The following is a 23,015-nucleotide window of genomic DNA, read 5'->3' on the forward strand; positions in this document are numbered from 1 at the left end:
CCTCGCGCCGCTTCCCCGCAAGGACGACCGGCTCACAGACGTGAGAGTCACCGCGCGGATGTGCGCGCATATGCTGGGTGACTGTGCCAGAACAACTCGCGCCCCCGCCCCTTCCCCAGTTGATCGTTTCCGATCTCGACGGCACTCTCCTGCGGAACGACCACACGGTCTCCGCCCGCACCTCGGCCGCCCTGGCCGCCGCCCACGCGGCCGGCATCGAGGTGGTGTTCGCCACCGGGCGCCCGGCCCGCTGGATGGGCGTGGTCGCCGAGCATCTGCACGGTCAGGGGCTGGCCCTCTGCGGCAACGGCGCGGCGGTGGTCGACCTGCGCAACGGCGGACAGCTCGTCGAGGTACGCCCGTTGCCCAGGGAGAACGCGCTGGCCGTGGTGCACGCGCTGCGGGTCGCCGCCCCCGGCGTCTCGTTCGCCGTGGAACGCACCGTCGGCATCCACCAGGAGCCCGGCTATCCGCCGCTGAAGATGGACCCGGCGATCGAGGTGGCGCCGGTGGAGAAGCTGCTGGCCGAGGGCGCCGCCTACCGGGGCGCGCCGGTGCTCAAACTCCTCGCCCACCACGACTCCCTGGACCCCGACGCCTTTCTCGCCCTGGCCAGGGAGCACACCGACCGGTGGGCCAGCACCACCAGATCAAGCCCGGACGCCCTGCTGGAGATCAGCGCCCCCGGCGTGAGCAAGGCCAGCACGCTGGCGCTCCGTTGCGCCCGCGCCGGCATCGACCCGGCCAGGGTGGTGGCCTTCGGCGATATGCCCAACGACCTGGAGATGCTGTCCTGGGCCGGCACCGGCTACGCCATGGCCAACGCGCATCCGGCGGTGCTGGCCGCCGTCGACCGGCACACCGCGAGCAACGAGGACGACGGGGTCGCGCAGGTCGTCGAACGCCTGCTGGCCGGGCGCGGCTGACCGGGCTCAGGGACGGTCGGCGCCGCCCTCGGCCGGCCCGGTGAAGTCCGGGCTGGCGAAGTCCGGATGCCCGACGGCCGGGCCCCCGCCGGCGCGCTTCCGCTCGTTGGCCGGGCTGGAGAACTCGGGACTGCTGAAGTGCGGGCTGGAATAGCGGGGTTGGGCCGCCCGTCCGTCGGCCGGCCAGGCGTCGGCCAACTCGCCGCGCAGAAACGGGTTGATGCCCTCGTCCAACAGCGCCCGACGCCAGTCGGCGCGGGCCCTGGCCACCCGCTCGAAGAGCACCGCCCCGCCCGGCGCCCCCGAGGCCCGGATCGAGGTGGCGCCGTTGCGCACCGCCGCCACCACCAGGGCACCGGCGGCGACCAACGCGCCCCCGGCGGCCACCAGCGCGAAGGCCCAGCCAACGGTGCGCATCGGCGCGGCCAACGAGGGCTCGGGACTGGCCAGGCGCAGCGCGTAGCCGAGCAACAGGAAGACCAGACCGCTGACTCCGGCCAACACCGGGATCAACGCGAACGCGACCAGCAGCGTGCCGGATCCGGCACGCCCGGCGCGCGCGCCGCCCCCCGCCGGCTGCGGGCCGGCCGATCCCTCCCGCAGCTGCGCCTCGCGCAGCTCGTCGCGGAGCGCGGCGAACCGCAGGTACTGCGGCTCGGCGGTGCGCAGGATGTCGGGCAGCGCGTCGACCACCAACTCGCGCAGCCGGGCCATCCGCTCGGGACCGGCCCCGGTGGCCGTCCGGGCAGCACGCAGCGCCTCGTCGAGCACCCGCTCGACCTCGACACGGTCCGTGGACGGCAGTTCGGCTGGGCTGTTCACAGGCGCCCCCAGATGCACTCAGCCAGAGAGCTGGAGAACAAGGACCACGATGGTAAAGGGCGACACACGTTTCCGGACAGGACATACCCGGAGTTCGCACCCCTCCACCCGACTATCGCCGCATCCCACCCCCGCCGGGACCGGGCGACGCGGGCCGTCAGGCGGCCAGCGGAAGACGCGCGACCAGCAGCTTTCCGGCCATGGTCACGCCACCGTCCATCGCGATCGCCAACGTGTCGGCATAGACATAGGGACCCTCGACACGGGGCGCCGCCGGCCCGTCGGCGCCGTCCTGATCGCTCTCCGTCGCGCCGTTCTCGCCGGTCAGATAGGGAATGGGGCTGTGCCCGTGGACCACCCGCCGGCCGCCGAAGGTGTCGAGCAGCTCCTGCGCGTTCTCCACACCGTCCTCGTCGCGGAAGGCGAACCGCTTGGTGAACTTGCGGAACAGCTCCCAGGTCTCCGCGACATCGTTGCGCTGCAGCGCCTGCCAGATGGCGTCGTTGACGTCGTCGACGGTCCCGCCGTAGTCGAGATAGGACGTGGTGTCCGAGTGCACCAGCAGATGGCCGTCGGCCACCGCCATCGAGTCCAGCCGGGACATCCACTGGATGTGATGGTCCCGCAGCCGCTCCATGTCGGTGCGCTGACCGCCGTTGAGCAGCCAGGCGGCCTGGAAGGAAGCGGTGCCGGCGGCGGAGTCGACGGGGGTGTCGGCGAACTTGCGGGCGCCGATCAGCAGCAGCTCGTGGTTGCCCAGCAGCGCCTTGCAGTACCCGCCGGCCGCGGCCGCCTCGGCGGAGAGCCGCATCACCAGATCCAGGACCCCGACGCCGTCCGGGCCCCGGTCGGTGAAGTCGCCGAGGAACCACAGCCTGGCGTTGCCCGCGGCCCAGCGGTCCTCGGCGTCGGTCAGCCCGGCGTCGCGCAGCGCGGCGCGCAGCTCGTCCAGATAGCCGTGCACATCGCCCACCACATAGAGGGGGCCGACGCCGCCCTCCATGACCGGGATGTCGGGCAACGTCGGCGTGTAGAGGTCCGGAGGCGTCTCGGCCTCGCCCGGGAGCGTGCCTCGCCCTGCCGTCGGCCCCTGGTCGGCCCCCTGAGTCATCGACCCCTCCACCACTGCGCGCCGCCTCCACCTGCGGGACCCGGCCGATCGTGCCGGATCCCCAATGCCGTTCGCCCATCATAGGAATCCCGGTGGCCGGTTGTGACACACCTGGGGGAGACCGTTGGCAGGCCGCTAACTGTTTACCCGAAACTACCGTTCGACGGCAGGGGGCTTGCGGGGGGCTGCCACAGTGGTGCGGTCCGTGCGGCGCCCTCCTGGCAGGGAGGACGCGCGCACCAGCAGTTCGGTTGGCATCAACTGATGGCCGTAGTTTCGGCCTTCGCCGCCCTCGATGGCGTCGATGAGCAGCTCGATCACGGCCGTCCCGATGCGGCCGGGTTGCAGGGAGAGAGTGGTGACCGGCGGCTCCGTCGCCGCGTAGACGGTGGACTCGCTGCAGCACACCAGCAGCAGATCCTCCGGGACCCGCAGCCCGTAGCGGCGCGCGGCGGCCAGCAGATCGGTTCCGTTGGGGTCGAAGAGGCCGTAGACCGCGTCGGGCCGGTCGGGTCTGGCCAGCAGCCGGTCGGCGGCCATCGCCCCGGCGCAGGGGTCGTGCGCGGGGTATGCCTCGTAGACGGGCTCCTGGCCGTTGCGTTCGCACCAGTTGAGGTAGGCAGTGGTGGAGAGCCGGGTGTAGGTGTCGGTGCTCGTTCCGGTGAGCAGGCCGATGCGGCGGGCGCCGGCCGCGGCGAGATGGTCGAGCAGCCCGGCCACGGCGGCCTGGTGGTCGTTGTCCACCCAGGCCGTCACCGGGAGATCGCCGCCCGGCTGGCCGTCCGAGACCACCGGGATGCCCTGCCGGACCAGTTCGGTGACCATCGGATCATGGTCCGCCGGATCGACCACGACGGTGCCGTCGAGCGCCACGTTGGACCAGACGTCGAAGTCCCGGTGCTGGGAGGCCGCGGGCAGGATCACCAGTGCGTAGCCCCTGGCCAGGGCGGCCGAGGTGGCGGCTCTCGCCATCTCGGCGAAGTAGGCGAACTCGGTGAAGGTGAACGGTTCTTCGCCGTAGGTGGTGACGGTGAGTCCGATCAGCCCCGACTTTCCGGTGCGCAGGGTGCGGGCGGCGGCCGATGGCCGATAGCCGAGGCGGTCGGCGATCGCCCGCACATGCCGGCGGGTGGTGTCCGGCAGCCGCCCCTTGCCGTTGAGCGCGTCGGAGACCGTGGTGATCGAGACTCCGGCGGCAGCCGCCACTTCGCGAATGCCCGCCCGGCCACTCGCCCGGCGACCGTTGGACCGAGGCGTCGGATGCTTCGCTGCTGTCATGGCGACCTGATGGTAGGCCCGGTGACAGCGCGCGTCGCACGCCCGGGAACCCTCCCCTGAGCACACGTTTCTGCATGATCAACGGGGGCCTCCCGCCTGGGATCACAAGATCAACGAGGTCAGGCAGCCACTGCTCCCCGTGGTAGCGCCCCCGGTTACGCGGTACCCCCGGAGCTTTCAACGCGCGCCAGCTCACCCGTACGGGTGGAGCGCACAAGGGAGTTCGCCAGGGGCGCGTAACAAGCGTTGAGCGCCCTACTGTCAGCCGAACTTCCCGCCCTTAGGGTGAACGGGTGACCACATCCTCTCAGCGCTCCGATCTCGGTTCTTCTGTTCCCGACACCGGCCCCCGGCTGCGCGCCGCGTTGGACGGGCTGCCCGCCTATGTCCCCGGTCGCGCCAGGGCGGCGACTGGCAGGACGTTCAAGCTCTCGTCCAACGAGAACCCCTACCCCCCGCTGCCCGGGGTGCTGGAGACGGCGGTCGCCGCCGCCGGGCGGTTCAACCGCTACCCGGACATGTTCAGCGGCGAACTGCTCGCCGAGCTGGCCGAACGCCTGCGGGTCCCGGTGAGCCATCTCGCCGTGGGCACCGGCTCTGTGGGCGTGGCCCAGCAGTTGGTGCAGGCGACGGCCGGCCCCGGCGACGAGATCCTCTACCCCTGGCGGTCCTTCGAGGCCTATCCGATCATCGTGCAGATCTCCGGCGCCCGTTCCGTCCAGGTGCCGCTGACGGCCGGCGAGGGGCACGATCTCGACGCGATGGCCGACGCGATCACCGACCGCACCCGGCTGATCTTCCTGTGCAACCCCAACAACCCGACCGGAACGCCCATCCACCGCGCGGAGTTGCTGCGCTTCCTCGACCGGGTGCCGTCGGATGTGCTGGTGGTGCTGGACGAGGCCTACCGCGAGTTCATCCGCGATCCCGACGTGCCGGACGGCGTGGAGATCTACCGGGACCGGCCCCAGGTCTGTGTGCTGCGCACCTTCTCCAAGGCGTACGGCCTGGCCGGGCTGCGCGTCGGCTTCGCGATCGCACACGAGCCGGTGGCCGCCGCGCTCCGCAAGACGGCGGTCCCGTTCGGCGTCAGCCAGATCGCCCAGGACGCGGCGGTCGCCTCGCTCCGCGCCGAGGAGGCCCTGCTGGAACGGGTGGCCTCGCTGGTCGACGAACGCTCCCGGGTGACGGAGGCACTGCGCGCCCAGGGCTGGACGGTGCCCGACTCCCAGGCCAACTTCGTCTGGCTCCGCCTCGGCACCGCCACCACCGACTTCGCCACCGCCTGCGAAGCCAACGGCGTGACCGTCCGCCCCTTCCCGGGCGAGGGCGTCCGCATCTCCATCGGCGAACCCGAAGCGAACGACACACTCCTACACACGGCGGGAACACTTGCCACGGGGACGCTGACCGCTGAGGCCAAGCCGAACTGACCCCCGCCCACCGCCCCCCGCTGGCCGCTGGGCGGAACGCCAACCACCGGGACCGGCCGGAGAGCGCTGACCACTGGTCAGGGCCACCGGCCTGTGCGCCGTTGGGCCCGGCCCCGGGGGACCCTGACCGCCGGCCGCTGAGCCGGACAGCCGTCACGCGGACCGAGAGTGCCGAATCACGGAACGCCGGCCGCTGGACCGGGCCACTGACTACCTGCACGAACGGCCGAACCGCCGACCCACCGACCGCTGGCGCCGGGCCACTAACCGAGGAACGCCAGCCGACCGGTACCGGCGGTCAGTGTCCCCCGGGCCGGGCCGCCGGGGCACTAACTACCTGGACGAACGGCCGAACCACCGGCCCACCGACCCTGGCCACGCGCCCAGCGGGTTGGCCAGGGAGCGCTGACCGGCCGGCTGCCGGGGCGCTATCCGCTGAGCCGGACAGCCGTCACGCGGACCGAGGACGCCGGATCACGGAACGCCGGCCGCTGGACCGGGCCGCTAACCACCTGCACGAACGGCCGAACCGCCGACCCACCGACCGCTGGCGCCGGGCCACGCGCCCAGCGGAGTCGGCCAGAGGACACCGACCGCTGATCAAGGCCACCAACCGAGGAACGCCAGCCGACCGGTACCGGGCCCACCGGCCCGGCGGATGCTGACCGCCGGCCGCCGGGGCGGGCTACCGCGACACCGGCCGCCAGGGCGTTGCCCACCAGGCCCGGCCCTGACCGGGGGCGTCAACCCCTGCTGCGGGCCACGCAACCGTCGACCGGCGGGCCCAGCAACGCGCCCACCGGGGCTGGGGCCACCGGGCCGGACCGCTGACCGCCGAGACGTTGCCCACCCCTCCGGGCCGTGCGCTCAGCGGAGGCCGGCCGCCGGGGCGCGACCGTTGCGTCGGAAGGGCACCGGACCACGGGGAGACCGGGCCACAGACCAGCGCGGGACTGGGCGCTGGGCCCGACCACCGGCCCGGACGACCGACTGGGCCACAGGGCCACTGACCGGAGGGCGTCAACCTCTGCTGCGGGCCACACAACCGTCGACCGGCGGGCCCAGCAACGCGCCCACCGGGGCTGGGGCCACCGGGCCGGGGCATCGGCCCGGGCGGGGGCGCCGGGGTGGGGGGCGGGCAGAGGTACCCAACCCCCGCCCACCTCCGGCGCCCAGCGGCGCGCCCAGCGCGCCGCCGCCGCGCGCCCAGCGCGCCGTCACCGACGACCCCCGCCACCTGCACAAACGCGGAATCTTCACCAAAAGCGCACCCCCCGGTCAAGCCGCGCAGCGCCCCCGCGCATAATGGCTTGTGAATGTGAATACGTTCACAAGCGGAGGAGCAGAACCGTGGACCTCGCGCTCGCGCCGGAGACCCTGGCCCGTTGGCAGTTCGGTATCACCACCGTCTACCACTTCCTCTTCGTCCCGCTGACCATCTCCTTGGCCAGCCTGACGGCGGGGTTGCAGACGGCCTGGGTGCGTACCGGCAAGGAGAAGTACCTCAGAGCCACCAAGTTCTGGGGCAAGCTCTTTCTGATCAACATCGCCATGGGTGTGGTCACCGGCATCGTGCAGGAGTTCCAGTTCGGCATGAACTGGTCGGACTACTCGCGCTTCGTCGGCGACGTCTTCGGGGCGCCGTTGGCCTTCGAGGCGTTGATCGCCTTCTTCTTCGAGTCCACCTTCATCGGGCTCTGGATCTTCGGCTGGGACAAGCTGCCGCCCAAGCTGCATCTGGCCACCATCTGGACGGTCGCCGTCGGCACCATCCTCTCCGCGTACTTCATCCTGGCCGCCAACTCCTGGATGCAGCACCCGGTCGGCTACCGGATCAACGAGGAGAACGGCCGGGCCGAGCTCACCGACTTCGTGGCCGTGCTGACGCAGAACACCGCCGTCGCCCAGTTCGCCCACACCATCACGGCGGCCTTCCTGGTGGGTGGCGCCTTTCTGGTCGGCATCGCCGCCTTCCATCTGCTGCGCCGCCGGCATATCGCGGTGATGCGCACCTCGCTGCGGCTCGGCCTGGTCACGCTGGTCGCCGCCGGTCTGCTCACGGCCGTGACCGGCGACCGGCTGGGCAAGATCATGTACGAGCAGCAGCCCATGAAGATGGCCGCCGCCGAGGCGCTCTGGGACACCGAGGGGCCCGCCCCGTTCTCCCTCTTCGCGGTCGGCGACGTGGACGCCGGCCACAACAAGGTCAGCATCGAGGTGCCGGGCCTGCTCTCCTTCCTGGCGCACGACAACTTCTCCGATCCGGTGCCCGGCATCAACGACATCAACGAGGCCATGCAGGAGGAGTACGGGCCCGGCGACTACCGGCCGAACATCCCGCTCGCCTACTGGAGCTTCCGCTGGATGATCGGCTTCGGCATGGCCTCGGCCGCGATCGGCGCCGTCGGGCTCTGGCTCACCCGCAGACGGTTCCTGCTCGATCCGGTGCTGCGCACCGGCGAGGACGAGGTGCCCCGGCTGGCGCTGACCCGACGGCTGCCGCTGAGCGGCGTGCTGGCCCGCTGGTACTGGCGGGTGGCCACCCTCACCATGCTCTTCCCGCTGATCGCCAACGCCTGGGGCTGGATCTTCACCGAGACCGGGCGGCAGCCCTGGGTGGTCTACGGGGTACTCAGGACCGCCGACGCGGTCTCCCCCGGTGTCTCGCAGGGCGAGGTGATCACCTCGCTGATCGTCTTCACGGCCCTCTACGGGGCGCTGGCGGTGATCGAGGTGCGGCTGATGATCCGCTATGTCAAGGCGGGCCCACCGGAGTTGACCGAGGCCGATCTGCATCCCCCGACGCGGATCGGCGGGCCGCCCTCGATCCCCGGGGCCCGAGCCGCGGAGGACGCCGATGCCGAGGACCGTCCGATGGCCTTCTCCTACTGACCTCCCCCATGGATCGCGAAAGGAGCTGACGAGATGGAACTCCACACCCTCTGGTTTGTTGTCATCGCCGTGCTGTGGGTGGGCTACTTCTTCCTGGAGGGCTTCGACTTCGGCATCGGCGTGCTGAGCGGCACGCTGGCCAGGGACCGCGCCGAGCGGCGGGTGCTGATCAACACCATCGGCCCGGTCTGGGACGGCAACGAGGTGTGGCTGCTGGCCGCCGGCGGCGCCACCTTCGCCGCCTTCCCCGACTGGTACGCCACCCTCTTCTCCGGCTTCTACCTGCCGCTGCTGCTGATCCTGGTCTGTCTGATCGTGCGCGGCGTCGCCTTCGAGTACCGCGCCAAGCGCCCGGAGGAGCGCTGGCAGCGCAACTGGGAGCACGCGATCTTCTGGTGCTCGCTGGTGGTCTCGGTGCTCTGGGGGGTGGCCTTCGCCAATATCGTGCGCGGGGTGCCGATCGACGCCGAGGGCGAGTATGTCGGCGATCTGGCGGATCTGCTCTCGCCGTACGCCCTGTTGGGCGGCGCCAGCACGCTGGTGCTCTTCACCCTGCACGGCGCGCTGTTCGCCGCGCTCAAGACCGAGGGGGATATCCGGGTCAGGGCCCGTCGGGCGGCCGGGCGGCTGGGTCTTGGTGGTGGGCTGCTGGCGGTGGCCTTCCTGGTCTGGACACAGGCGGATCTCGGCGACGGGGCCAGCCTGGTGGCCGTGTCCGTCGCGGCGTTGGCCCTGGTGGCGGCGTTGGTCGCCAACGGCAGGGGGCGGGAGGGCTGGGCCTTCCTCTGGTCCGGGCTTCTGGTGCTGGCGGTGGTCTGCACCCTCTTCCTGGTGCTGTTCCCGAATGTGATGCCGTCCTCGTTGAGCGCCGACTGGCATCTCACCGTCGAGGGCACCGCCTCCACTCCGTACACCCTGCGCATCATGACCTGGTGCGCCGTGCTGGCCACCCCCCTGGTGGTGCTCTACCAGGGCTGGACCTACTGGGTGTTCCGCAAGCGGATCGGCACCAGGCATCTGGCGCCCGCCGCGCACGGGGCGGCGTCGTGAAGCCCGTCGACCCCCGGCTGTTGCGGCATGCCCGTGCCAGCCGGTGGCTGCTGGCCGGTTCGCTCGGTCTCGGGCTGCTGGGCGCCGGACTGCTGATCGCCCAGGCCGTGTTGATCGCCCAGGTGATCGCCGACGCGGTCACCGAGGGGCGGGGCCTGGACGAGCTGACCGGCCCGCTGTCGCTGCTGGGCGCGACCGCGCTGGGGCGCGGGCTGGTCGCCTATGGCACCGAATGGCTCGCGCATCGGACGGGGGCCCTGGTCAAGTCGGAGCTGCGACTGCGGCTGTTGGACCAGGCCGCGCGGCTTGGCCCGCACGGTCTCGTCGACCGTTCCACCGGCGAGCTGACCAATCTGGCCACCCGGGGGATCGACGCGCTGGACGACTACTTCGGCCGCTATCTCCCGCAGTTGGGGCTGGCGGTGGTGGTGCCGGTGGCGGTGCTCGCGCGGCTGGCGACGGACGATCTGGTGGCCACCGGGATCATCGTGCTGACCCTGCCGCTGATCCCGCTGTTCATGGCCCTGATCGGCTGGGCCACCCAGGCGCAGATGGACCGCCAGTGGCGGCGACTGGGTCAGCTTTCCGGCCATTTCCTGGATGTGGTCGCCGGGTTGGGCACCCTCAAGGTGTTCGGCCGGGCCAAGGCGCAGGCGGAGAACATCAGGTCCATCACCGACGCCTACCGACGCGGCACGCTGCGCACGCTTCGGATCGCGTTTCTCTCCTCGTTCGCGCTTGAGCTGCTGGCCACCCTGTCGGTCGCGCTGGTCGCGGTGAGCATCGGCATGCGGCTGGTGCATGGTGATCTGGATCTCTACACCGCGTTGGTGGTGCTGATCCTGGCCCCCGAGGTCTATCTGCCGCTGCGGCAGGTGGGCAGCCAGTTCCATGCGGCGCAGGAGGGTCTTTCGGCGGCCGAGGAGGTGTTCGCCGTCCTGGAGACCCCGGCGCCGCCCCGGGGCACGGCGCCGGTGCCGGCGGCCGGCGAGATCCGTCTCGACCGGGTGGTGGTCCGCTATCCGGGCCGCCCGGGCGACGCCCTGCCGGAGACCAGCCTCACCCTGCGGCCCGGCGAGACGGTGGCCGTGACGGGCCCGTCGGGGAGCGGCAAGTCGACGCTGCTGCGGGCGGTGTTGGGTCTGGCCACGCCGGACGCCGGACGGGTGCTGGTGGACGGGGTCGATCTCCGGACGCTCGACCTCGGTGAGTGGCATCGACGGATCGCCTGGGTGCCGCAGCAGCCGCTGCTCTTCGCCGGCACCATCGGCGAGAACGTACGGCTGGCCCGTCCGGACGCCTCGGACGCCGAGGTCCTGGCCGCGCTCGGGGACGCGGCGGCCGGCGAGTTGGACCCGGAGCGCCGGCTGGGCGAGGGGGGCGCCGGCCTCTCCGCGGGGCAGCGTCAACGGATCGCGCTGGCCAGAGCGTTCCTGGCGGACCGCCCGATCCTGCTGCTGGACGAGCCCACCGCCGCGCTGGACGGTGAGACGGAGGCGGCGGTGGTCGCCGCCATCCGCCGGCTGACGCGTGGACACACGGTGTTGTTGGTCACCCACCGCACCGCGTTGTCGGCGATCGGGGACCGGATGTTCCACGTGAAACACGGCCCGAGCGTGGCCGGTGCCCCGGCCGTCGGGGACCGCGACCAGGTGGCCGGCGCAGGCGGCGCGGCCGACGGTCCGACCCCGCCGGCGGCGGCCGAGGCCGGCATCACGACGGAGGGCTCGGCGCTCGGCTGGGTGCGGCGGCTGGCCGACGGGCGGCGGCCCCGACTGGCGCTGGCCACCGCCCTGGGCGCGCTCGCGCTGGGCAGCGCGGTGGGGCTGATGGCCACCTCGGGCTGGCTGATCTCCCGCGCCTGGGAACAGCCCCCGGTGCTCCATCTGATGATCGCGGTCACCGCGACCAGGGCCTTCGGCCTGGGGCGCGCCGTATTCCGTTATGCCGAGCGGCTGTTGAGCCATGACACCGTGCTCCGGCTGCTGGCCACCCTGCGGGTCGCCGTCTACCAGCGCCTTGAGCGGCTGGCACCGGCGGGGCTCGGGCGCACCGGGCGGGGGGATCTGCTCTCCCGGATGGTGGCCGATGTGGACGCCCTCCAGGACTACTTTCTGCGCTGGCTGCTGCCGGCCGCCGTGGCCGGCACGGTCGGGGTGGCGGCGGTCGCCTTCACCGGCTGGCTGCTGCCAGCCGCCGGTCTCGCGCTGGCGATCGGCCTTCTGCTCGCCGGCTTCGCCGTGCCGGCGCTCGCGGGGGCGCTGGCCCGCCGCACGGAGCGGCGGCTGGCCCCGGCCAGGGGCGAACTCGCCGAGCGCACCCTGGCGTTGCTCACCGGCACCGACGAGCTGTGGGTGGCCGGGGCGCTGCCGGCCAGACGGGAGGCGGTGCGCGTCGCCGACCGGCGGCTCACCCGGCTCGCGGCCGGATCCGCCGGGGTGACCGCGCTGGCCGGCGGGCTGACGGCCCTGGTCACCGGCTGGACGGTGCTGGCGGCCGGCTGGGTCGGTGTGCCGGCGGTGGCCGACGGCGAGTTGGCCGGCGTCTGGCTGGCCACCGTGCTGCTGGTCCCGTTGGCCGCCTTCGAGGCGGTGGCCGGGCTGCCGCTCGCCGTGCAGCACCGCCAGCGCGCGCGGCGCGCCGCAGAGCGGGTGCGCGAGGTGCTGGCCGCGCCGGCCCCGGTGCGGGAGCCGGAGCGGCCGGCCGAGCCGCCGGCCGGCCCGTTCCCGCTGCTGCTGCGCGGCGTGGGCGCCCGGCATCCGGGGGGCGCCGAGGCGGCACTGGCCGGCGTCGATCTGGAGCTGACCGCGGGGCGGCGGATCGCCGTGGTCGGCGCCTCGGGCGCGGGCAAGACCACCCTGGCCCACTGTCTGCTGCGGTTTCTCGATCCCTGCGCCGGCCGCTACACACTGGCGGGTGTCGACGCCACCGAGCTGACCGGGGAGACGGTGCGCCGCTGGGTCGGTCTCTGCGCCCAGGACGCGCATCTCTTCGACAGCACGCTGCGCGAGAACCTGCTGCTGGCCGCGCCCTCCGCCGACGAGGCGACGCTCCGTCGGGCCCTCGCCAGGGCCAGGCTGCTGGACTGGGTGGACGCGCTGCCGCTCGGCCTCGACACCCCGGTGGGCGAACGCGGCGCCCGGCTCTCGGGCGGGCAACGCCAGCGGCTGGCGCTGGCCAGGGCGCTGCTGGCGGACTTCCCCGTGCTGGTCCTGGACGAGCCGGCCGAGCATCTGGACCTGCCGACCGCCGACGCCCTCACCCGGGATCTGCTGGCGGCCACCAAGGACCGCGCTGCCGTGCTGATCACCCATCGGCTGACCGGACTTGAGGCCGTGGACGAGGTGCTGGTGCTGGACGCGGGGCGGGTGGTGCAGCGCGGCGACCCCGCCACCCTCGCCGCCGTCGAGGGACCGTTCCGCGCCCTCCTCGCGCGCGAGGCCCCGGCGCGAGGCCGGCGGGAGGTGCCCGCGCCCGCCTGATCCCGACTTTCGCCAACAGAAGGGACTAACTACGCTTTTCCCATGCGGCAGACGGGCCCGACGCGGCAGGCAGCGGAACCGCTGAGGACCCTGGCGTCCCTCGGCGGCGATATCGAGCCGGACGCCGTCCCCGACCGGGCCGTTCGCGCCGCCGTCGAGCTGACCGGCGCCGGCCATGCCGCGCTGGCCGTGCTGAGCGACGACGGAGACCGGATCGACCGGCTGCTCACCGCCGGCCGGACGCCGGGGCCGAACCCCGAGCCGCTGCTCGGCGCGCTGCTGGCCGGCTCGGCCGCCCGGCCACCGCTGGACGGCGTGCTGTGGGCGCCGATCCGCGTCCATGGCGCCCGGTCGGGGGCGCTCTGGCTCGCCGACCCGCCGAGGGGCGCCTTCACCGAGGCCGATCGGGAGCTGGCCACCATCCTCGCCGCCCAGGCCGGTCTCGCGCTCGGCCATGCCCGGCTGCACGAGGCGGTAAGGGCCCAGGCCCGCTGGCTGGACGGCAGCCTGGAGCTGTCCACCTCGCTGCTCTCGGCCGAGCCCGAGGACAACGCGCTGGCGGTGGTCGCCGAGCAGGCCAAACGGCTGGCCGAGGCCGCCATGGCAGCGGTGCTCGAACCGAACGAGGACGGCGGTCTGACGGTGGTCGCGGTCCGCGCCGACGATCCGGGCGGGCTGCTGGGCTCGACCGTGCCCGCCGATTCGCCCACCGTGCGGCAGGTGCTCACCGGGGAGCCCGTCTTCGACGACCGCCCCACCGGGGCGCCGTCCCGCGCGCTGGGCCTGGCCGGCCGCTACGGCCCGAGCATGCTGCTGCCGCTGACCAGCGACGAGACCACGCTGGGCGCGCTGTCCCTGGCCCGGGCCCCGGATGCCCCGCCCTATTCGGTGCCCGAGCGCGCCAACGCCACCCAGTTCGCCCAACAGGCCGCGCTGGCGTTGCTGTTGACCAGGGCACGACGCGACAGGGAACAGCTCGCCGTGTTGGCGGACCGCGACCGGATCGCCCGCGATCTGCACGATCTGGTCATCCAGCGGCTGTTCGCCGTCGGCCTGATCATGGCGGGCGCCCGCCGGCTGACGTCGTCCGAGGACGTCAGGGAGCGGGTCGACCAGGCGACGGGCGAGCTGGACGCGACCGTCCAGGAGATCCGCACCGCGATCTTCGCGCTGCAACAGCATCCGGACGACGCGCCGACCGGGCTGCGCACCCGGGTGCTGCGGGAGATCGGCGCGGCGGCCCAGCTGCTCGGCTTCCGGCCGGCCGTCTCGTTCAGGGGCCCGGTGGACTCGGTGGTCGGCGAGGGCGCCGCGCGCAATCTGCTGGCCGCGCTCCGCGAGGGGCTTTCCAACGCGGCGCGGCACGCCAACGCCTCCCGGGTGGAGGTGCTGCTGGACGCCGGCGCCCATCAGCCGGACGGCACGGACGCGGTGCGGCTGACCGTCGCGGACGACGGCACCGGCATCCCGTCCGGGCGGACCCGCCGCAGCGGGCTGCGCAACCTGGTCAAACGGGCCGAGTCACTGGGCGGAACGGCCGAGGTCGGCCCCGGCATCGGCGGCTCGGGCACCACATTGACCTGGCAGACGCCCCGCTGACCGGATAGCGTCCCGCCCATGGCGAATCGCACGGTGGTGATCAGTGGTGGTGGCACCGGTATCGGCTTCGCGACGGCGCTGGCCTTCGCCCGGGACGGCGACATCCCGGTGCTGGTCGGACGCAGAGCCGAGGTGCTTGACCACGCGGCGAAGGCGATCGAGGGCGCGGTGGCCTGTCCCGCCGACCTCACCGAACCCGAGGGCGCGGCCAGGGTGGCCGCGCTGGTCGCCGAACGGTTCGGCACCGTCGACGTGCTGGCGCACTGCGCCGGCGGCAACGGCGGCCTTGAGCCATCGGCGGCGAGCGACGACCCGCTGGCCGTCGCCCAGCACGACTGGACGGTGAACTTCCGCATCAACACGCTCACCGCCGTGCTGCTGACGGAGGCGCTGCGCGACCGGCTGGCGGCGCCGGGCGGCCGGGTGCTCTTCCTCAGCTCGATCGCCGCCTACCGCGGCTCGGGCTCCGGCTCCTACGCGGCCAGCAAGGCCGCGCTGCACCCCTACGCCTTCGATCTGGCGCGCGCCCTCGGCCCGCGCGGCGTCACGGTCAACGTGGTGGCGCCCGGGCTGATCGACGACACGGAGTTCTTCGGCGACTCGATGACGCCGGCCCGGCACCAGGCGCGGGTCGACGAGACCCTCAACGGCCGGGCCGGCACCCCGGGCGATGTGGCGGAGACCATCCACTGGCTGGCCTCGCACGCCGCCGGCCATGTCACCGCCCAGGTGGTGCAGGTCAACGGCGGCGCGGAACGCGGACGTTGACCTCGGGCACCGCCGGCTCGACGGCGCGCCCGGCAAGCACCTCGCGGTAGACCCGGGCGCAGGTGGCGGCGGTGTGGCGGATATCACCGACGGCCGCCATATGCGCCCTGGCCCGTTCGCCGAGCGCGCCGCGCCGCTCCGGGTCGACCAGCAGCTCCGCCAGGGCGCCGGCCAGCGCCACCGGATCGCCCGGCGTCACCAGACAGGGCCGGGACATGCCGGGCGGCAGGCTGTCGGCGGCGCCGCCCACGTCGCCGATGACCACCGGGCGGCCCACCGCCATCGCCTCAAGGGGCGCCACGCCGATCCCGCCCCAGCGGGTGGGCGCCGCCACCACGTCGGCGGCGGCGAACCAGGGCAGGATGTCCTCGGTCCGCCCGGTGAACAGCACATCGGGCCCGGCGGCCCGGCGCAGCGCGGCCCGCTCGGGGCCCTCCCCCACCAGCGCCAGCCGCGCCCCCGGCACCCGGGCCGCCACCCGGGGCCAGGCCCTCAGCAGCACATCCTGGCCGTGCCGCTCGTCGAGCCGGCCCACGCACACCACCAGCGGTGCCCGCTGGGGCAGCCCGTGCACCGAGGCCAGCGCGGCCCGCGCCTGGCGCCGGGCCACCTGCCCGGCCGGCGGCAGCCGGGCCAGGTCGACCGCCGCGCGCAGCACGGTGGTCGGAACATCGAGACCGGCCCGCGCGGCGGCCCCGCGCTGCTGGTCGCCGAGGCAGAGCACCCGGTCGGTCCAGGCGGTGGCCCGGCGCTCCCAGTGGCGGGCCAGCTGCGCGGACAGCCCACGCGCCGCCTGGAACGACCAGCGGTGTGGCTGAAAAACGGTGGGCAACCGGCCGCGCAGCGCCAGCCGGCCGGCCAACCCGGCCTTGTCGCCGTGGAGATGGACCACATCCGGATCCGCCCGGCGGATGGCGCGGGATGCGCACAGCACCTCCCACGGCAGGTTGCCGCCGGCGGCGCGTTCGGCCAGCCAGAGCCGGACCCGGGCGCCGGCCCTGGCCGCCTCCCGTTCCAGCCGGCCGCCGGACGGGCAGAGCACCACCACCCGCAGTCCGGCCTCGATCTGGGCGCGCACCAGATCGGCCACCGCCGAGGCGATCGAGCCGTTCACGGGCTGCACCAGGTGCACCACCCTCAGCGAGGTCGCTGGTTCACACTCCATGACGCTTCCTCCACGCCCAGTTACCGGCAGAGCGGAGAGCACCCTCGCAGAAAGCTCCGGAGAAATCATGAGAACGCGCAGAAAACAAACACAAAAGGCCACTCTGCGATAAACCGACAAAACGGCCGGGGCAGCGCGCGACGCCGGGCTCGCACGCCGGCGGGCGCGCGGCGGCGCCAGGGAGCGCCCCCCACAACGCGGAAAAGCCCCAGATCAACTGGGGCCTTCCTGAACTACTTCTGGTGCGCGAGGGGGGAGTTGAACCCCCACGCCCTTTCGGGCACTGGAACCTGAATCCAGCGCGTCTGCCTATTCCGCCACCCGCGCAAGCACCTTGTTCTTTTGCGTTCACTCACATCGACTGCCTCGCCCCGAACCCTTCGGCCGGAGCGCCGCCGACGTGCAAAAGGCTAACACGCCCGGCGGGGTGCCCTCACCCGCCTTCCGGCCCCCGCCACCGCCCCGATCACCCCCCGCCGACCGGCCGCCCACAGGTCCTTCCGCATTCCCCCCGGACATGCGCGACACTGTTGCAAGCTCCCCCCTACGATCCGGGGGGAGTCCGGTGGCCAGGTGGGAACCACCTGGCCGTCTCGCGCGTGGATACGATCAGTAAGCCCTACCACTTCAGCCGCGTGTCGGGACAACGGAGAAGGAGGTGCACATGGGAGTACTGAAGCGCTTTGAGCAGCGGCTTGAAGGGCTCGTCAACGGCACCTTCGCCAAGGTCTTCAAGTCCGAGGTGCAGCCGGTGGAGATCGCCGGCGCGCTCCAGCGTGAGTGCGACAACAACGCCACCATCTGGAACCGCGAACGCACCGTCGTCCCGAACGACTTCATCGTCGAGCTGAGCTCCGGCGACTACCAGCGGCTGAGCCCCTACGCCGGGCAGCTCGGCGACGAACTGGCCGGCATGGTCAAGGAGTACGCCAAGCAGCAGCGGTACACGTTCATGGGCGAGATCCGGGTGCACTTGGAGCAGGTGGAGTCGCTGGACACGGGCCTCTACCGGGTGCGCAGCCGCACCCTCGCCGCCTCGGCCTCCGGCCACGGCGCCGGGGCTCCCCCCACCGCGCCGGCCATGCCGCACCACGGCGGAGCCGGGCAGCAGCAGTTCCCCGGCTCCCCCGGCTATCCGCCGCCCCAGCCGCCGCAGGGCCCGCCGTCCCGCCCCCCGGCGGGGCCGCCCGGCGCCCCCCCGCGCCCGCCGACGGCGCCCTTCACCCAGCCCTCGCCCAGCCATGTCCGCCGCTGGGTCGAGATCAACGGCGCCCGACACCAGATCTCCCGGGGATCGCTGGTGCTCGGCCGCAGCACCGAGGCCGATGTGCGCATCGACGACCCCGGTGTCTCCCGCCGACACTGCGAGATCCAGGCCACCCAGCCCCCCACGGTGCGTGATCTGGGGTCCACCAACGGCATCGTGGTGGACGGGCAGCACACCAAACGCGCTACGCTCCGCGACGGCTCACGGATCGTCGTGGGCAGCACCACAGTCATCTACCGGCAAGCCGAAGGGTAAGCGGGGGCAATGTCAGAGCTGACCCTGACGGTCATGAGGCTGGGTTTCCTGGCCGTCCTGTGGCTGTTCGTCATCGTCGCGGTCCAGGTGATCCGCAGCGATCTCTTCGGCACCCGGGTCACCCAGCGCGCCGCGGTCCGCCGCCCCGACCAGGCGGGCGGGCAGCGGCGGCAGCAGCAACAGCCCCAGCCGAAGGCCGCCGCCAGGGGCCGGCAGCGCCGTGGCGCCCCCACCAAACTCGTCATCACCGAAGGTTCTCTCGCCGGAACCACTGTCGCCCTCCAGGGGCAGACCATTACGCTCGGCCGGGCACACGACTCGACCATCGTGCTCGACGACGACTACGCCTCCGGCCGGCACGCCCGGATCTACCCGGACCAGAACGGCCAGTGGATCGTCGAGGACCTCGGTTCGACAAACGGCACCTACCTCGACCGAGGCCGACTGACCACCCCGGTCCCCATTCCGCCCGGCGCGCCGATCCGTATCGGCAAGACGGTCATCGAACTTCGGAAGTAGGTCCGACCACAATGACGACCGGAGGGTGGGAGAGGCGCGCATGAGTTTGTCACTGAGATTCGCCGCCGGCTCCCATGTCGGGATGATCCGGGGGCACAACGAGGACTCGGGCTACGCCGGGCCACGCCTGCTGGCCATCGCCGACGGCATGGGCGGTCAGGCGGCGGGCGAGGTCGCCAGCTCCGAGGTCATCTCCACGCTGGTGCCGCTGGACGACGACATCCCCGGTTCCGACCTGCTGACCTCGTTGGACGCCTCGGTGCAGCGCGCCAACGACCAGCTGCGCGGCATGGTGGCCGACGACGCCAGGCTGGACGGGATGGGCACCACGCTCACCGCCCTGCTGTGGACGGGCCAGCGCCTCGGCGTGGTGCACGTGGGCGACTCCCGCGCCTATCTGCTGCGCGAGGGGCAGCTGACCCAGATCACCCAGGACCACACCTGGGTGCAGCGGCTGGTGGACGAGGGCCGGATCACCGAGGAGGAGGCCACCACCCACCCGCAGCGTTCGCTGCTGATGCGCGCTTTGGGCAGCGCCGACCGGGTCGAGGCCGATCTCTCCATCCGCGAGGTCAGGCCCGGCGACCGCTATCTGCTCTGCTCCGACGGGCTGTCCGGGGTGGTCAGCGCCGAGACGCTGCGGGACACCCTCAACACCCAGTCGGCGCCGCAGGACACGGTGAGCGAGCTGATCGAGCTGGCGCTGCGCGGCGGCGGCCCCGACAACATCACCTGCATCATCGCCGACGTGGTGAACGTCGACACCCAGGAGAGCGACACGCTCGCCCGGCAGCTCTACGACGCCCCCCAGGTCGTGGGCGCGGTGGCCGAGACGCAGGCGCAGCGCGCCACGGGCGATCCCAGGACGCCGGCCGCCAGGGCGGCCGAGCTGGGCCGCCCCCCCGCCCCGCCGGCGGCGCCCGGGGCCGAGGGCCAGGCGACGGGCGTCTTCGGCTCGTTCACCGACGACGAGTACGTGCGGCAGCGCCCGCGCCGCCGCCCGCTGCGCACCTGGCTGCTGGCCGGACTGGCGCTGGCCGTGGTCGGCGGTGGCCTCTACACCGGCTACCGCTGGACCCAGACGCAGTACTACGTGGGGGTCAACGGGGACCACCTCGCGCTCTACCAGGGGTTGAGCCAGAGCCTCGGCCCGCTGGACCTGAGCAGCGTCAAGGAGGACCGCCCGGACATCAAGCTGGAGCATCTGCCGACGTATCAGCGCGGCCTGGTGGAGAACAACATCGACGCCGACAGCCTTGAGGAGGCCAGGCAGCAGCTGAACTCGCTGGGCGAGCACGCCGCGATCTGCGAATCGCTCGCGGAGGCCGAGGCCGAGGAGCCGGAAGCGCCCGAAGCCCCCGAGGAACAGGCCGAGGAGAACGGCAAGGAGCCCGAGGAGTCCGCGGAGCCGGGGGACGGCCAGCGGGGCCCGTCCCTGTCCGAGGAACAACAGGAACTGGCCAAGCAGTGCGGGACATAGCGGGACCGAGAGACCTGAAGGCATGAGCAGTAGCAACAACACCACCGTCTCAACCGGCGGTCTGCCGAGTCGCCGGAACACCGAGCTGTTGATGCTCGTCTTCGCGGTGGTGATCCCGGTCTTCGCCTACGCCAACGTGGGCCTGGCCAAGGAGGAGTCGCTGCCGGCCGGAATGCTCGGCTACGGCCTCGGCCTCGGCCTGCTGGCCGGCATCGCGCATCTGGTGGTGCGCCGCTGGGCGCCCTACGCGGATCCGCTGATGCTGCCGATCGCCACCCTGCTGAACGGCCTCGGCCTGGTGCTGATCTGGCGTCTGGACCAGGAGCCCAAGATCACCACCCCGTCGCTCGGCGGCGCGCTGGCGCCCGGCCAGCTGATGTGGTCGACGACCGGCATCGCGCTCTTCATCGGCGTGCTGGTCTTCCTCAAGGACCACCGGCTGCTCCAGCGCTACACCTATATCTCCATGGTGGTGGCGCTGCTGCTGTTGCTCTCGCCGATCTTCGTCGGCAAGGAGGTCAACGGGGCCAGGATCTGGGTGCAGATCCCCGGCGTCGGCAGCCTGCAGCCGGGCGAGTTCGCCAAGATCATCATCGCGGTGTTCTTCGCCGGCTATCTGATGGTCAAACGGGACGCGCTGGCGCTGGCCAGCCGCCGGGTGATGGGCATCTATCTGCCGCGCGGCCGTGACCTGGGCCCGATCCTGGTGATCTGGGCGATCAGCCTGATGATCCTGATCTTCGAGACCGACCTCGGCACCTCGCTGCTGTTCTTCGGGATCTTCGTGGTCATGCTCTATGTGGCCACCGAGCGCACGAGTTGGATCATCTTCGGTCTGTTGCTGTCGGCCAGCGGCGCGGTCTTCGTGGCCAGCACCAACAGCCACGTGGAACAGCGGGTCAACAACTGGCTGAACCCGTTGGACCGGATCGACGACGGGGTCACGGAGACCGCGCAGGCGATGTTCTCGTTCGGCTCCGGCGGCCTCTTCGGCTCCGGGCTCGGCCAGGGCTACTCCCGGCTGATCGGCGGCATCGCGGCCAAGAGCGACTACATCCTCGCCACCGTCGGCGAGGAGCTGGGCCTGGCCGGTCTGATGGCGATCCTCATGCTCTACGCCCTGCTGATCGAGCGCGGGATGCGGACCGCGCTGGCCGCCAGGGACCCGTTCGGCAAGCTGCTGGCCGTCGGCCTCGCCGGGGTCTTCGCGATCCAGGTGTTCGTGGTCGCCGGCGGCGTCACCGGGCTGATCCCGCTGACGGGTATGACGATGCCGTTCCTGGCCCAGGGCGGCTCGTCCGTCATCGCCAACTGGGCGCTTATCGCCCTCCTACTGCGCATCAGCGACACTGCCAGACGGCCCGCTCCCGCCCCCGCTCCCTCCCTCGACGCCGAACAGACGCAGGTGGTCCGTCCATGAACAAGCCGATGCGCCGGGTGGCCGTGTTCTGCGGCATCCTGATCCTGGCTCTGTTGGTGCGGGTGAACTGGGTGCAGTTCGTCCAGGCCGACGAGTTGCAGAGCCACGAGGACAACCGCAGGGTGCTGATCCAGCGGTATGCCAACCCGCGGGGCGACATCATCGTCGACGGGCAGCCGATCACCGGCTCCGAGGAGACCAACGACGACGACTTCACCTACAAGCGCACCTGGGTCGACGGCGAGATGTGGGCCCCCGTCACGGGCTACTCGTCGCAGGCGTTCGGCACCACCCAGCTGGAGAACGTCAACGACTCCATCCTCACCGGCGACGACGACCGGATGTTCTTCAACAACACCATCGACATGATCACCGGCAAGGACCAGCGCGGTGGCGATGTCATCACCACCCTCAGCGCCGATGCCCAACTCGCCGCGTTCGAGGGCCTGGGGGATCGCAAGGGCGCCGTGGTCGCCCTCGATCCGCGCAGCGGCGCCATCCTCGCGCTGGCCTCCACACCGTCCTACGACCCGTCCAGCTTCGCCGGCTACGGCGACAGCGACGCGGAGGCGTGGAACGCCCTGGGCGGCGACGAGGACAAGCCGATGCTCAACCGGGCGCTGCGCGAGACCTATCCGCCCGGGTCCACGTTCAAGGTGGTCACGGCGGCGGCGGCGCTGGAGCACGGGCTGATCGACGATGTGGACGACGCCACCGAGTACGAGGACCCGTACATCCTCCCGGACACCGACGACGTCCCGCTGACCAACCAGGTGCCCAACGTCTGCGCCGAGGCCACCGTCCGGGATGCCATGCGGTACTCCTGCAACAGCGTCTTCGCCGGGCTCAGCAACGACGTCGGCAACGAGGGCATGATCGAGACGGCCGAGGCGTTCGGCTTCAACGAGGAGCACTTCGTCCCGGTCCGCGCCGACGCCAGCGCCTATCCGGAGGACAACCGGCCGCAGAACGCGATGGCCGGCATCGGCCAGGCGTCCAACCGCGCCACCCCGCTCCAGATGGCGATGGTGGCCGCCGCCATCGCCAACAACGGCTCGCTGATGGAGCCGTACATGGTGGACAAGCTGGTCACGCCGAACCTCAACGTGATCGAGCAGCACGATCCGAGCGAGCTGCACCAGGCCGTCTCGGCGGACACCGCACGCCAGGTCCAGGAGACCATGGAGACGGTGGTCGAGGAGAACAGCGGCATCGACCGGAGTCAGTTCGGCGACGACGTCAGGATCGGCGGCAAGACGGGCACCGCCCAGCGCGGCGAGAACAACTCCGAGCCGCCGTACGCCTGGTTCATCTCCTACGCGATCACCGACGAGGGCTCCCCGGTGGCGGTGGCCGTGGTGATCGAGGACGCCGGCGTCGACCGGGACCAGATCTCCGGCGGCGGCCTGGCCGCCCCCATCGCGATGGACGTGATGGCCGCCGTGCTGGCGGACGAGCAGAGCTGACGGTGATCCCGCCCGGTCAGCGGCCGTCCGCCGCCCCGCGGGCAACCGCGAACCACCGAACACACGTCATATCTGGGACCGG

The 23,015-nt window shown here is 72.3% G+C and carries 16 protein-coding genes and 1 tRNA gene; 12 read left to right on the forward strand and 5 right to left on the reverse strand.

Going from position 1 to position 23,015, the window contains the following annotated elements; translation table 11 throughout:
- Positions 1-77: 77 nt before the first annotated feature.
- Positions 78-926, forward strand: coding sequence for a Cof-type HAD-IIB family hydrolase (locus AOM46_RS11930; RefSeq protein WP_062209602.1), 849 nt, complete (start codon positions 78-80; stop codon positions 924-926).
- Positions 927-932: 6 nt separating this feature from the next.
- Here AOM46_RS11930 and AOM46_RS11935 read toward each other — a convergent pair whose 3' ends face one another.
- The 3 genes from AOM46_RS11935 to AOM46_RS11945 all read right to left on the reverse strand — a co-directional run bounded on the left by AOM46_RS11935 (position 933) and on the right by AOM46_RS11945 (position 4,137).
- Positions 933-1,748, reverse strand: coding sequence for a hypothetical protein (locus tag AOM46_RS11935; RefSeq protein ID WP_062209605.1), 816 nt, complete (start codon positions 1,746-1,748; stop codon positions 933-935).
- 157 nt (positions 1,749-1,905) lie between these two features.
- Positions 1,906-2,874, reverse strand: coding sequence for a metallophosphoesterase (locus AOM46_RS11940; RefSeq protein ID WP_078856730.1), 969 nt, complete (start codon positions 2,872-2,874; stop codon positions 1,906-1,908).
- Between the two features lie 138 nt (positions 2,875-3,012).
- Positions 3,013-4,137 carry a LacI family DNA-binding transcriptional regulator gene (locus AOM46_RS11945; RefSeq protein WP_062209612.1) on the reverse strand — a complete coding sequence of 375 codons (1,125 nt, stop codon included), beginning with the start codon at positions 4,135-4,137 and terminating at the stop codon, positions 3,013-3,015.
- A 293-nt stretch (positions 4,138-4,430) separates the two neighbouring features.
- On the opposite strand from AOM46_RS11945, the gene hisC reads away from it, so the two are divergent.
- The 6 genes from hisC to AOM46_RS11975 all read left to right on the forward strand — a co-directional run bounded on the left by hisC (position 4,431) and on the right by AOM46_RS11975 (position 15,361).
- A complete protein-coding gene (hisC, locus tag AOM46_RS11950; RefSeq protein ID WP_062209615.1) occupies positions 4,431-5,570 on the forward strand; it encodes a histidinol-phosphate transaminase in 1,140 nt (379 codons plus the stop codon).
- 1,350 nt (positions 5,571-6,920) lie between these two features.
- A complete protein-coding gene (locus AOM46_RS11955) occupies positions 6,921-8,462 on the forward strand; it encodes a cytochrome ubiquinol oxidase subunit I (protein ID WP_062209618.1) in 1,542 nt (513 codons plus the stop codon).
- Between the two features lie 33 nt (positions 8,463-8,495).
- Entirely contained in the window at positions 8,496-9,512 is a 1,017-nt protein-coding gene (gene cydB, locus AOM46_RS11960; RefSeq protein WP_062209621.1) for a cytochrome d ubiquinol oxidase subunit II, read from the forward strand.
- The gene (gene cydD / locus AOM46_RS11965; protein WP_062209624.1) at positions 9,509-12,994 is read left to right on the forward strand and encodes a thiol reductant ABC exporter subunit CydD; all 3,486 of its coding nucleotides are present in this window, start codon (positions 9,509-9,511) and stop codon (positions 12,992-12,994) included. The genes cydB and cydD overlap by 4 nt, the downstream gene beginning before the upstream one ends.
- A 42-nt stretch (positions 12,995-13,036) precedes the next feature.
- On the forward strand, positions 13,037-14,593 hold the full coding sequence (locus AOM46_RS11970; RefSeq protein WP_062209626.1) for a GAF domain-containing sensor histidine kinase: 1,557 nt from the start codon (positions 13,037-13,039) through the stop codon (positions 14,591-14,593).
- Positions 14,594-14,611: 18 nt separating this feature from the next.
- The gene (locus AOM46_RS11975) at positions 14,612-15,361 is read left to right on the forward strand and encodes an SDR family NAD(P)-dependent oxidoreductase (protein ID WP_062209629.1); all 750 of its coding nucleotides are present in this window, start codon (positions 14,612-14,614) and stop codon (positions 15,359-15,361) included.
- On the opposite strand, the gene AOM46_RS11980 is transcribed toward AOM46_RS11975, so the two are convergent.
- Together AOM46_RS11980 and AOM46_RS11985 are read right to left on the reverse strand one after the other, a co-directional pair.
- Positions 15,333-16,526 carry a glycosyltransferase gene (locus tag AOM46_RS11980; protein WP_062209632.1) on the reverse strand — a complete coding sequence of 398 codons (1,194 nt, stop codon included), beginning with the start codon at positions 16,524-16,526 and terminating at the stop codon, positions 15,333-15,335. The two genes, AOM46_RS11975 and AOM46_RS11980, sit on opposite strands and share 29 nt — an antisense overlap.
- Positions 16,527-16,766: 240 nt before the next feature.
- Positions 16,767-16,853: transfer RNA gene (locus AOM46_RS11985), tRNA-Leu, on the reverse strand.
- A gap of 337 nt (positions 16,854-17,190) precedes the next feature.
- On the opposite strand from AOM46_RS11985, the gene AOM46_RS11990 reads away from it, so the two are divergent.
- From AOM46_RS11990 to AOM46_RS12010, 5 genes are read left to right on the forward strand one after another with little or no spacing between them, the layout of a single operon-like run.
- Positions 17,191-18,048 (forward strand): DUF3662 and FHA domain-containing protein, encoded by an 858-nt coding sequence (locus AOM46_RS11990; protein WP_062209635.1) that lies wholly within the window; start codon positions 17,191-17,193, stop codon positions 18,046-18,048.
- A 9-nt stretch (positions 18,049-18,057) separates the two neighbouring features.
- A complete protein-coding gene (locus AOM46_RS11995) occupies positions 18,058-18,567 on the forward strand; it encodes an FHA domain-containing protein (protein WP_062209638.1) in 510 nt (169 codons plus the stop codon).
- 40 nt (positions 18,568-18,607) lie between these two features.
- Positions 18,608-20,047 carry a PP2C family serine/threonine-protein phosphatase gene (locus AOM46_RS12000; protein ID WP_062209641.1) on the forward strand — a complete coding sequence of 480 codons (1,440 nt, stop codon included), beginning with the start codon at positions 18,608-18,610 and terminating at the stop codon, positions 20,045-20,047.
- 22 nt (positions 20,048-20,069) lie between these two features.
- Positions 20,070-21,467 carry an FtsW/RodA/SpoVE family cell cycle protein gene (locus AOM46_RS12005; protein WP_062209644.1) on the forward strand — a complete coding sequence of 466 codons (1,398 nt, stop codon included), beginning with the start codon at positions 20,070-20,072 and terminating at the stop codon, positions 21,465-21,467.
- Entirely contained in the window at positions 21,464-22,933 is a 1,470-nt protein-coding gene (locus tag AOM46_RS12010) for a penicillin-binding protein 2 (RefSeq protein WP_062209647.1), read from the forward strand. The genes AOM46_RS12005 and AOM46_RS12010 overlap by 4 nt, the downstream gene beginning before the upstream one ends.
- Positions 22,934-23,015: the final 82 nt, after the last annotated feature.

The organism is Streptomyces sp. NBRC 109706, from assembly GCF_000974485.1.
Classification (GTDB): Bacteria; Actinomycetota; Actinomycetes; order Streptomycetales; family Streptomycetaceae; genus Streptomyces.

Excerpts from the sequence above, each read along its gene's own strand:
- AOM46_RS11990 (WP_062209635.1), top strand. The coding sequence starts at position 17,191 with ATGGGAGTACTGAAGCGCTTTGAGCAGCGGCTTGAAGGGCTCGTCAAC.
- AOM46_RS11995 (WP_062209638.1), top strand. The coding sequence starts at position 18,058 with ATGTCAGAGCTGACCCTGACGGTCATGAGGCTGGGTTTCCTGGCCGTC.
- AOM46_RS11945 (WP_062209612.1), bottom strand. The coding sequence starts at position 4,137 with ATGACAGCAGCGAAGCATCCGACGCCTCGGTCCAACGGTCGCCGGGCG.
- cydB (WP_062209621.1), top strand. The coding sequence starts at position 8,496 with ATGGAACTCCACACCCTCTGGTTTGTTGTCATCGCCGTGCTGTGGGTG.
- AOM46_RS11970 (WP_062209626.1), top strand. The coding sequence starts at position 13,037 with ATGCGGCAGACGGGCCCGACGCGGCAGGCAGCGGAACCGCTGAGGACC.
- AOM46_RS11980 (WP_062209632.1), bottom strand. The coding sequence starts at position 16,526 with ATGGAGTGTGAACCAGCGACCTCGCTGAGGGTGGTGCACCTGGTGCAG.
- AOM46_RS12000 (WP_062209641.1), top strand. The coding sequence starts at position 18,608 with ATGAGTTTGTCACTGAGATTCGCCGCCGGCTCCCATGTCGGGATGATC.
- AOM46_RS12005 (WP_062209644.1), top strand. The coding sequence starts at position 20,070 with ATGAGCAGTAGCAACAACACCACCGTCTCAACCGGCGGTCTGCCGAGT.
- AOM46_RS11975 (WP_062209629.1), top strand. The coding sequence starts at position 14,612 with ATGGCGAATCGCACGGTGGTGATCAGTGGTGGTGGCACCGGTATCGGC.
- AOM46_RS12010 (WP_062209647.1), top strand. The coding sequence starts at position 21,464 with ATGAACAAGCCGATGCGCCGGGTGGCCGTGTTCTGCGGCATCCTGATC.